The following is a 386-nucleotide window of genomic DNA, read 5'->3' on the forward strand; positions in this document are numbered from 1 at the left end:
ACGGCGCGGACCTGCGCGTGGTGCAGCTGCTGCTCGGGCATGCGGACATTTCCACCACCACCATCTACACCCATGTGGCGCGCGAGCGGCTGAAGGCGCTGCACGCCCAGCACCACCCACGCGGCTGAGCCCGGACGTGGAATGTGCGGGGTGCGCCGCGCGGGGCTCCGCGGGCACGCGCACAATCGCGCTTTCCTTTGTGTGCCCCCTGTTTCCGAGACGGTATCCGTGATGATCGATTCGCTTTCGCGCCGACGTGCGCTCTCTTTTGGTGCCTCCGCCGCGCTGGCTGCGGCGGCCGGCCTTCCCGCACGCGCCTTCGCGCAGGGCGCAGTCGCGGCCTGGCCCGGCTCGCGGCCCCTGCGCATCGTGGTCGCCTATCCGGC

At 71.5% G+C, this 386-nt stretch carries 1 protein-coding gene; it reads left to right on the forward strand.

The annotated features are described in order from the left end of the window. On the forward strand, nucleotides 1-128 hold a 128-nt coding region (locus GVL12_RS25970; RefSeq protein WP_159918404.1), incomplete at its 5' end, for a tyrosine-type recombinase/integrase. Between the last annotated feature and the right edge of the window lie 258 nt (nucleotides 129-386).

Source organism: Pantoea sp. 18069 (assembly GCF_902706035.1).
GTDB lineage: Bacteria > Pseudomonadota > Gammaproteobacteria > Burkholderiales > Burkholderiaceae_C > Comamonas.